The sequence below is a fragment of the Alienimonas sp. DA493 genome, from assembly GCF_043951915.1.
Lineage (GTDB): Bacteria > Planctomycetota > Planctomycetia > Planctomycetales > Planctomycetaceae > Alienimonas.
Window position 1 is genome coordinate 1 of the sequence record NZ_JBINJD010000181.1, and the last position, 10,227, is coordinate 10,227.

General features: G+C 68.7%; 6 protein-coding genes. All 6 read left to right on the forward strand.

Annotation, left to right across the window (positions count from 1 at the left end; all coding sequences use genetic code 11):
• Nucleotides 1–23 precede the first annotated feature (23 nt).
• Nucleotides 24–1,685: an alginate export family protein gene (locus tag ACG2DA_RS19675; RefSeq protein ID WP_395257992.1), complete on the forward strand. Its 1,662-nt coding sequence runs from the start codon at nucleotides 24–26 to the stop codon at nucleotides 1,683–1,685.
• Between the two features lie 356 nt (nucleotides 1,686–2,041).
• Nucleotides 2,042–3,850 (forward strand): DmsC/YnfH family molybdoenzyme membrane anchor subunit, encoded by a 1,809-nt coding sequence (locus ACG2DA_RS19680; protein ID WP_395257994.1) that lies wholly within the window; start codon nucleotides 2,042–2,044, stop codon nucleotides 3,848–3,850.
• Nucleotides 3,851–3,936: 86 nt separating this feature from the next.
• Nucleotides 3,937–6,150: a molybdopterin oxidoreductase family protein gene (locus tag ACG2DA_RS19685; protein ID WP_395258000.1), complete on the forward strand. Its 2,214-nt coding sequence runs from the start codon at nucleotides 3,937–3,939 to the stop codon at nucleotides 6,148–6,150.
• Between the two features lie 249 nt (nucleotides 6,151–6,399).
• Complete coding sequence (locus tag ACG2DA_RS19690; RefSeq protein WP_395258002.1) at nucleotides 6,400–7,713, forward strand: MFS transporter; 1,314 nt, start codon at nucleotides 6,400–6,402, stop codon at nucleotides 7,711–7,713.
• Nucleotides 7,714–7,804: 91 nt separating this feature from the next.
• Entirely contained in the window at nucleotides 7,805–9,664 is a 1,860-nt protein-coding gene (locus ACG2DA_RS19695; protein WP_395257996.1) for a NirA family protein, read from the forward strand.
• Nucleotides 9,665–9,705: 41 nt separating this feature from the next.
• On the forward strand, nucleotides 9,706–10,227 hold a 522-nt coding region (locus ACG2DA_RS19700), incomplete at its 3' end, for a (Fe-S)-binding protein (protein WP_395257998.1).

The following is a 10,227-nucleotide window of genomic DNA, read 5'->3' on the forward strand; positions in this document are numbered from 1 at the left end:
CCCGCCGCCGAACGGAGTCGGCCGTGTTGACCCCCCAGATCTCCCGCGGAATCGCCCGCGGCGCCGCCCTGACCTTGCTGTGCGGCGGGGCCGCGTTCGCCCAGTCCTCACCGCCGGCCCCCGCTCCGGCGCCGGAGACCTCCGGGGACGTCGCCACCGCAACCGCCGGGGCGTTTTCCGCCGACGGCTCCCTCGGCCCGCAGGGGCGGCCCCCCGGGGCGTCGTGGATCCCGCTGGGCCCCGGCGCCGCGGGGCCGGTCACGGCCACGCCTTCGCCGTGGAAGCCGCTGTTCTACAACAACGACTTCTCGGACTACGTCGGCAAGCCGCCCTACGTTTTCGGGGAGGACATGAAGCTCGTCAGCTTGACGCAGTTCCCCGGCGCCACGTTGTCCACCGGCGGGCAGGTGCGGCACCGGGCCCACGACGAGCAGAACCGCCTCCGCCCGGCGGGGGAGGTCCCGACGACCTATAACCTCTACCGGAACCGGATCTACGCGGACCTGGAGACCCAGTACGTCCGCGGCTACGTCGAAACGATCAACGCCTACAACGCCGGCAGCGAGATCGACGAACTGATCATCGACGAGAACCGCTGGGACCTGCTCAACGCCTTCGTCGACCTGAACCTGTACGACGTCGCCGCCGGTCAGGGCACGTTCCGCTTCGGTCGGCAGGAGATTCTGTACGGCGACCAGCACCTGCTCTCCCCGCTGGACTGGTCGAACACCCGCCGGAACTTCGAGGGCTACAAGTACATCCACCAGGCCGACGACTGGCGGCTGGACGTGTTCCGCCTCACCCCGGTGAACGGCGCCGCCGGCAGCCGCGGCTTCGACGAGGACCGCTTCGACGAGGACGACGAGGACAAGCCCCTCTTCGGCGTCTGGCTGAACCGCACCCTCTCCGACACCGCCGCCGCCGACCTGTTCTATCTGTACCAGGATCAGCAGAACGAACTGTCGCGGCTGGGAACCTCGATCCCCTCGCCCCGCGCCGCCGACGGCGAGCGGCACCTCGTCGGCGGCCGCCTTTCCGGAACCGTGCCCGTCTTCGCCGGCGGGTGCGACGAGGTCTGCGTCGCCGGCTGCGACGGCGTCGCCGGCAAGGCCGTCCGCACCTGGGACTACGACGTGCAGGGCGGCTATCAGTTCGGCGAGGACGACGGCGAAGACGTCTCCGCCGCCTTCTTCAACGTCAGCGGCGGCCACACCTGGAACGCCTTGGCCTGGAAGCCCCGCCTCGGCGCCCTGTTCTACTACGGCTCCGGCGACGACGACCCGAACGACGGCGAGAACAACACCTTCTACACCTACTACCCGCTGGCCCACGCCTACTGGGGCATCATCGACAACCTCAACGGGCAGAACCTGCTGGACTACGCCCTGTTCGCCTCGGTCAGTCCGACGAAGAAGCTGACCGTCACCGGCGGCTACCACCTGTTCCGCAAAGCCTCCGGCGACGATTACCTCTACAACGTCGCCCAGGTCGGCCTCGGCCCGCTGGACGCCGGCCGGGAGATCGGCACGGAGCTGGACCTGGTGGCGAACTACAACGTGAACCACAACCTCGGCTTCCAGGCGGGCTACGCGCACTTCTGGTACGGCGACTTTGCTGAGGACAGCTTCGTCCAGGCCGAAGACGACGGGGAGTTCTTCTACTTCCAGACGACCTTCAACTACTGATCCGCCCGGCCCGCCTCCCCGCAGGCGACCCCGCCGACCGGCCCCGCGGCCCGGACGCCTTCCGCGTCCGGGCCGCGTCGTTTGGCGGGACCTCGGAGCCCGAAAGGGCGCCTGCGAAAGACGCAGCGGCGCTGAAACCGCATGAATCAAAGCGTCATGATCCGTTGCGGATGGCCGCGACCGGCTTCGGATTGCCGAAGGCGGTTGCGGAGAAGGCGAACGAATTCGGGGGCGGAACGCAGCGTAAACCGGCGTTTTGAGGCGACCTGACGGGATTGGTACGGGGCGTGCAATTTCGGAGCGGCAGCGGCCGGACGGTTCGGTCGCCTCGTTCCGTCCTGATCCGGTTCGCCCGTATGTCGGCGCCCGTTCAATATGCGTTGCCGGTCCTCGGCCGTCCGCCCGAATCGGGCGCCGGCCCGGCCGACGGGCTGAACGGGGCGCCGGCGGAGCGGGGCGTTGATTTAATTTCGGCGCTGCTGGCCCGGCAGGCGGACCTCACCGCGGTCGAACGGTTCTCCCAACGGCACGTCGACGCCGACCGGCCGGAGCAGAGCCGTTATTATCAATCGCTGTTGCCCGCGACCGGCCCGGGGCCGGGGCAACAATACGGGTTCGAGGTCGACCTGGACCGGTGCTCCGGCTGCAAGGCCTGCGTGACGGCGTGCCATAGTCTGAACGGCCTCGACGAGGGCGAGGCGTGGCGGGAAGTCGGCCTGCTGCACGGCGGGGGCCAAGCCGGCGGGGGAACGTGCGGCGGAGGGGCCGCGGGGTCGCCGGCCCTGCAGCACGTCACCACGGCCTGTCATCACTGTCTGGAGCCGGCCTGTTTGAAGGCCTGCCCGGTCGACGCCTATGAAAAGGACCCCGTCACCGGCGTGGTGCGCCATTTAGACGACCAGTGTTTCGGCTGCCAGTACTGCACGCTGGCCTGCCCCTACGACGTGCCGAAATATCACGCCGGCAAGGGGATCGTCCGCAAGTGCGACATGTGCACGGGGCGCCTGGAGGCCGGCGAGGCCCCCGCCTGCGTGCAGTCCTGCCCGCACGAGGCGATCGCCATCCGCATCGTCGACCGCGACGCCGTCATCGAACAGGCGGAGGCGAACGCCTTTCTGCCCGGCGCCCCGGACCCGGACTACACGCTGCCCACGACCGTTTATAAGACGAAGCGGGCGCTCCCCCGGAACCTGTTGCCGGCGGACTATTACTCCGTCCGCAAGGAGCACGCCCACTGGCCGCTGGCGGTGATGCTGGTGCTCACGCAGCTGTCGGTCGGGGCGTTTCTGATTGAACTCCTCCTGCGGGGCCAGTTCTACGGGGGCGAGGGGCGGGCGCTGCCGGACCCGGTGCACGCCTTCTTCTCGTTGGCCTGGGGCCTGCTGGCGCTGGGCGCCAGCACGTTGCACCTCGGCCGGCCGCACCTGGCGTTTCGGGCGGCGATCGGATTAAAACATTCCTGGCTGAGCCGGGAGATCGTCGCCTTCGGCCTCTTCGCCCCGCTGGCGATTCTCTACGCCGGGCTGACCTGGCTGCGGCCGGAGTTCTACGCCGATTCCGACTGGCTCCCGCGGGCCCTCGGCTGGGCGGTGGTGGGCGCCGGGCTGCTGGGCGTGCTGTGCAGCACGATGATTTACGTCGTCGTCCGCCGGGAGTTTTGGAACGGCCCCCGCACCACGCTGCGGTTCCTCGGCTCGACCGTCGTGCTGGGCCTCGCCGCCACGCTGCTCACCGGCGCCCTGTCGGCGAACCTGGCCGCCGCGAACCTGCTGGGCTCCGCGACGCCCGCCGACGGCGCCTGGGGCGACGACCTCACCCGGCCGCTGGCGATCGCGTTGGCGGCGGCGACGGCCTGCAAATTGATCTTCGAAGTCGCGGTCTTCCAACACCTGCGGGACCTGCAATTCACCGCGATGCGGCGGACGGCGGTGTTGATGACGACCGCCCTCCGCGGCCCGACTGCGGCCCGGTTCGTCCTCGGCCTGCTGGGCGGCGTGTTAATCCCCGCCCTGCTGGCCGCCGCCGATCCGCCGGCGGAGGCCCGGGGGACTTTATACGCCGCGGCCGCCGCGTTCCTCCTCACGTTGGGCGGGGAGCTGGCGGAGCGTTACCTGTTCTTCTCCGCGGTCGTCCGTCAAAAAATGCCCGGGGGGATGACCGTATGAGCGCCTCCCTTGAACCGCTGAAACCCCGCAACGTCCTCGCCGACCTCACCCCCGAGGGGGACGGGCTGATCGGCAAAGCGACCGGGATGCTGCGGGCCAAAACCGGCCGGCTGACCCGCGAACTGCTCCGCGAACCGGGCCGCTTCGGCCTGGGCCAGTTGCCGGTCGTGAACCGGCCGGACCGCACCACCACGGCGGTCTGCGGGTACTGCTCGACCGGGTGCGGGCTGAACGTGCATTTAAAGGACGGGCCGAACGGCGAACCCGGCGGCGGCGGGGCGATCGGCCTGACCCCGACCGCCGAGTACCCGGTGAACCTCGGCATGGCCTGCCCGAAGGGCTGGGAGGCGCTGTCGGTCCTCGACGCCCCCGACCGGGCGACCACGCCGCTGCTCAAGGACGCCCACGGCAAATTGAAGCCGGTCGACTGGAACGTCGCCCTCGACGCCTTCTGCGACCGCTTTAAAACCATCCAACGGGAGCACGGGCCGGAGTCCGTCGCGTTCCTCTCCACCGGCCAGATCCCGACCGAGGAGATGGCGTTACTCGGCTCGCTGACGAAGTTCGGCATGGGCCTGGTGCACGGCGACGGCAACACCCGCCAGTGCATGGCGACGGCGGTCGTCGCCTATAAACAGGCCTTCGGCTTCGACGCCCCGCCGTACACGTATCAAGACTATGAGGAGAGCGACTGCCTGATTTTCGTCGGCGCCAACCCCTGTCTGGCCCACCCGATCATGTGGGAGCGGGTGATGCGGAACCGACGCAAGCCGGAGATCCTCGTCCTCGACCCGCGGGCGACGGAGACGGCGATGAACGCCACGCTCCATCTGCCGGCGAAACCCAAAAGCGATCAGGCCTTCTTCTACGGTCTCGCCAATTACTTTATCCAAAACGGTTGGATCGACCGGGAGTTCGTCGCGCAGCGCACCGCCGGCTTCGAGGCCTACGCGAAGTTCGTCGAGGCGTTCCCCTTCGAACGCGTCGCCCAGGAGACCGGCCTGCCGGTCGAGACGCTGGTCGACGCGGCCCTGCGGATCCGGGCCCGGGAGCGGGTCTCCTGCTGGTGGACGATGGGCGTCAATCAGAGCCACCAGGGCGTCCGCACCGCCCAGGCGATCATCAACTTTCAATTGCTGACGGGGAACCTCGGCAAGCCCGGGACCGGGGCGAACTCGATCACCGGCCAGTGCAACGCGATGGGCTCGCGGCTGTTCAGCAACACGACCGGGCTGCTGGGCGGCCGGGACTTCAAAAAGGCGGAGCACCGGGCCGAAGTCGCCGGCCTACTGAACGTTCCCGAGGACCGCATTCAACAGCAGGACGGCCTCGCCTACCCGGAGATCGTCGAAGGAATTCTCAAAGGAAAGATCCGCGGCCTGTGGGTGATCGCCACGAATCCGGCTCACTCCTGGATCAACCGCAACCAGCTGGACGACGTGCTCGGCCGGCTCGATTTTCTCGTGGTGCAGGACATGTATCACAGCACGGAGACGGCGCAGATCGCCGACCTCGTGCTGCCGGCCGCCGGGTGGGGGGAGAAGGAAGGCACCTTTATTAACTCCGAACGGCGGATCGGGCTGCTCAAGAAGGTGCGGCGGGCCCCGGGGCAGGCGCTGGACGACTTCAGCATCTTTAAGGCGGTCGCCGACCGCTGGGGCTGCGGGGAACTGTTCGAGGAATGGTCCGACCCGGAGGCGGCGTTCCAGATCTTGAAGCGGCTGTCGGCCGGTACGCCCTGTGATTTCAGCGGGATCCGCGACTACCGCCACCTGGACGAGGCCGGCGGAATCCAGTGGCCGTTTCCCCCGCCGACAGACGGGGCGCCGGCCGACCCGGAGCCGGAGCGCCGGCTGTTCGCCGACGGCCGGTTTTATCATCCCGACGGCCGGGCGAGGTTTCTGTTCGAGGAGCCCCGCCCGCTGCCCGAGCCGGCCGGCGGCAAGTACCCGTTCACCCTGCTGACCGGCCGCGGCAGCGCCAGTCAGTGGCACACGCAAACCCGCACCGCCAAAAGCGCGGTGCTCCGCAAGCTGTATCCCGACGCGGTCTACGTCGAGGTCAATTCCCGCGACGCCCGCCGGCTCAAGATCGCCCCGGATCAACCGGTGCGGGTGGAAAGCCAACGCGGCTCGATCAAAGCCAAAGCCTTCGTGACCGGCGGCGTGCCGGAGGGCTGTTTGTTCCTCCCCATGCACTACCCGGAAACGAATCAACTGACCGACGGTCAGTTCGACCCGTACTCGCGTCAGCCGGCGTATAAGGCCTGCGCCGCCCGGCTGTCCCCCGACGTGAACTAATCGGCGACGCCGTTCCGGCCCCGCACGGACGCGGCGGTCCCCGCGCCGTTCGGCCTCGACCGGGCGCGCGGCGCTGCGCGTCGACGTCGCCGCTTCCCGAATCGCTCGCCCCGTTCCCTCCTCGCGTTCGAGTTCCTCCTCATCGAGTTCTCTCCCGTGTCCGACCCCGCCGGCCGACCGCTTCCCGTCGACGTTTCGCCGCCCCGCAAAGCGACGAAAATCGACCTGTTCAATTTCTCCACGCCGCAGATGCGGGCGTTCCATATGTCGTGGTTCGCCTTTTTCCTGTGCTTCCTCGCCTGGTTCGGCATCGCCCCGCTGATGGCCGTGGTGCGGGAGGAGATGGGCCTGACGCCGGACCAGATCGGCTGGTTAATGATCGGGTCCGTCACGGTGACGGTGTTCGCCCGGCTGCTGATCGGCTGGCTGTGCGACCGGATCGGGCCGCGGCTGTGTTATACGGGGCTTTTAATCTTCGGGTCGCTGCCGGTGATGGGCGTGGGCTTCGCCCAGGATTTTGAAACGCTGCTGACGTTTCGGGTGGCGATCGGGGCGATCGGCGCCAGCTTCGTGATCACGCAATATCACACCAGCGTGATGTTCGCCCCGAACGTGGTCGGCACCGCGAACGCGACGACCGCCGGCTGGGGCAACCTCGGCGGCGGGGTGACGCAGTTCGTGATGCCGCTGGTGATGACGTCCCTGTTCGTGGGAACGTTCGGGTTCAGCGATTATTGGGGCTGGCGGGCGAGCATGTTCCTCGCCGGGGTGGTCTGCTTCCTCACCGGCGTGGCGTATTACTTCCTCACGCAGGACGCGCCGGAGGGGAACCTCAAGGAGCTCCGGGCCGCGGGCAAAATGCCGCCGGCCAGCAGCACGAACGGCACGTTCGCCGAGGCCTGCCGGGACTATCGGGTGTGGGCCCTGTTCGTGATCTACGGGGCCTGCTTCGGCGTCGAGCTGACGATTAACAACATGGCCGCGCTGCACTTCGCGGACAACTTCGACATGGGTCTGAAGGCGGCCGGGATGGCGGCGGCGGCGTTCGGGTTAATGAATCTGTTCGCCCGCAGTTTGGGCGGCTACTTCGGCGACCTGTTCGGCGGGAAGGCCGGCCTGCGGGGCCGGGTCTTATGGCTGTTCGCCGCCCTGTTCGTCGAGGGGCTGGCCCTGATGCTGTTCTCGCGGACCAGCGCCCTGGTCTGGGCGATCCCGGCCCTGATCCTGTTCAGCCTGTTCACGCAGATGAGCGAGGGCGCCACGTTCTCCGTCGTGCCGTTTATCAACAAGAAGTGTCTCGGCTCGGTGGCCGGCGTCGTGGGGGCCGGCGGGAACGCCGGCGCCGTCGCGGCCGGGTTCCTGTTCAAGACGGACACCGCCTGGTGGCCGACGGCCTTATTGATCCTCGGCGGGGTCGTGACCTGCGTCTCGTTCCTCGCCTTCGCCGTGCGGTTCGCCCCGGAGGCGGAAACCGCCGCCCGCACCGAGTTCGAAAAGGCCCGGGGAGAGCGGACCCGCGACGAGCAGGCCCGCGGCCTCGTGCCCGCTCCCGCCCCCGCGTGACGCGGCCGGTCGGACCGGGACGGGGACGTCCCGGTCCGACCGATCGGCGGATTTTATTACCACCAAGACGATTCCCACCGCGATCAGTGCGATGACCGAGACGAACGGGTTCAACGGCGAGCAGCAAACCTACCTCCAGGGCTTCGCTCTGGGGGCGGACGTCGCCCGCAAGCTGCGGGGCCTGCCGGTGCTGGCCGACAGCGCCGCCGGGTCGCAGAACGGGGCCGGCAGCGTGATTCAGGTCGGTCCGAACGGCGCCGCGCTCGAAGCGGCCCCCGCCGGCCCGCCGGCGCCGGGACTCACGCCGATCCACGCGGAGGCTCAGAACCGGTTCCTCGCGGACGGCAAAAAGCTGTGCAAGGAGGAGCAGGCCAAACGGGACAAGAACCCCTACGACATGTGGGGCCAGATGAAGGCCTCCGCCGCCGCGGGGGAGTACCCGAAGGGCACGGACGTGTTCCTCTATAAGTTCCAGGGGCTCTTTTACGTCGCCCCGAACCAGGACTCGTTCATGTGCCGCCTCCGCATCCCGGGGGGCGAACTGAAGAGTTGGCAGTTCCGCGGGCTGGCGGACCTCGCGGAGACCTCCGGCGGCGGCTACCTCGACTGCACCACGCGAGCGAATCTGCAGATCCGCGAAATCCCCGCCGACCGGGGGCCGCTGGTTTTAGAGACGTTGAACGAACTGGGCGTCGTCCCCCGCGGCTCCGGCGGGGACAACGTTCGCAACGTGACCGCCGCGGCGACCAGCGGGTTCGATCCGCAGGAGCTGATCGAGACGCTGCCGATCGCGAAGGAGATGCACTATCACATCGCCAATCACCGGGAGCTGTACGGCCTGCCGCGGAAGTTCAATATCAGCTTCGACGGCGGCGGCCGGATCGCCACGCTGGAGGACACCAACGACGTCGGCTTCCAAGCGGTGACGGTCCCCGAGGAAACGGCGACGGACGACGTTCCCGCCGGCGTCTATTATCGCCTGACGCTCGGCGGGATCACCGGGCACAAAGATTTCGCCCGCCACACCGGTGTGTTGCTGACGCCGGAGGAATGCGTGCCCGTCGCGGACGCGGTTCTGCGGGTCTTTATCAAGAACGGCGACCGCACGGACCGGAAGAAGGCCCGACTCAAATACGTGCTCGACGACTGGGGCTTCCCCAAGTTTATCGAGGCGGTGGAGGAGGAGCTCGGCCGGCCGCTCCGCAAAGCGGACGACGCCGTCTATCGCCTCCCCGAGCCCCCGGACCGCTGGGCGCACGTCGGCGTTCACCCCCAGAAGCAGGCGGGCCGGAACTGGATCGGCGTCGTGCTGCCGGTCGGCCGGATGACCTGCGAACAGGTCCGCGGGCTGGCGGACGTCGCGGACCGCTACGGCTCCGGCAAGATTCGCTTGACGGTTTGGCAGAACCTCATTGTTCCCGACGTGGCCGACGAGGATTTGGAAGCCGCCCAGGCCGCGATTGTGGACCTGGGGCTGGACTGGCGGGCGTCGAGCGTCCGCAGCGGACTGGTCGCCTGCACGGGGAATAAAGGCTGCAAATTCGCCGCCGCGGACACCAAGGGGCAGGCGATGACCCTCGCGGCGTACCTCGACGAGCGGATCGACCTCGACGTGCCGATCAACATTCATTTCACCGGCTGCCCGAACAGCTGCGCCCAGCATTATATCGGCGACATCGGCTTCCGCGGCACGAAGGTCGAGCGCGGCGAGGACATGGTCGAGGGCTACGAGCTGGTCGTCGGCGGCGGCTACGCGGACCGGCAGGCGGTCGGGCGGTCGCTGTTCGGCGAGGTCGCCTTCGACGACATCCCGCCGCTCGTCTGCAACCTGCTGGAGCACTACCTGCGGGAGCGGGAGGGCGAGGAGCGTTTCGCCGACTTCGTCGCCCGCCGCTCCGACGACGACCTCAAAGCCGCGTCCGGATATACGCCGCCGCTCGCCGCGGCCTGACGGAACTTCTCCTCCTTCGTTCTTCCCCCCGGCCCGCACCGATGTCCCAACTTCATCCGACGCCGTTCTCCTTAATCCCCGACACCGCCCCGTTCGACATGGAGCAGCGGGCCTGGCTCAACGGATTTCTCGCCGGCTGGGTCGGCCTGCAAAACGCCGGCGGCCCGGCCGCCGCGGCCGCGACCGCCGCGGTGCAGGGGCTGGTCGCCGAGGGACCCGCCGGGGACGCCGCCGCGGAGGCGGAGGCGGAAGCGGAGGACGAGGACTTCCCCTGGCACGACGACGCGCTGCCGATGGAGGAGCGGATGGAGTTGGCCGAGGGCAAGCCGCTCAAACGGAGGCTCATGGCCGCGATGGCGCAGCTCGACTGCGGGAGTTGCGGCTACGACTGCAAGCGGTACGCGGAGGCGATCGCCGACGGCTCCGAGAAGAGCCTGAAGAAATGCTCCCCCGGCGGGAAGGAGACCGCACGGAAACTCAAAGAACTCATCGCCGAGGCCCCCGCCGACGCCGCCCCCGCCGGGAACGCCGACGGGAACGCCGCCGCCCCGCCCGCCGCGGCC

Excerpts from the sequence above, each read along its gene's own strand:
- ACG2DA_RS19690 (WP_395258002.1), top strand. The coding sequence starts at position 6,400 with ATGCGGGCGTTCCATATGTCGTGGTTCGCCTTTTTCCTGTGCTTCCTC.
- ACG2DA_RS19680 (WP_395257994.1), top strand. The coding sequence starts at position 2,042 with ATGTCGGCGCCCGTTCAATATGCGTTGCCGGTCCTCGGCCGTCCGCCC.
- ACG2DA_RS19695 (WP_395257996.1), top strand. The coding sequence starts at position 7,805 with ATGACCGAGACGAACGGGTTCAACGGCGAGCAGCAAACCTACCTCCAG.
- ACG2DA_RS19685 (WP_395258000.1), top strand. The coding sequence starts at position 3,937 with ATGCTGCGGGCCAAAACCGGCCGGCTGACCCGCGAACTGCTCCGCGAA.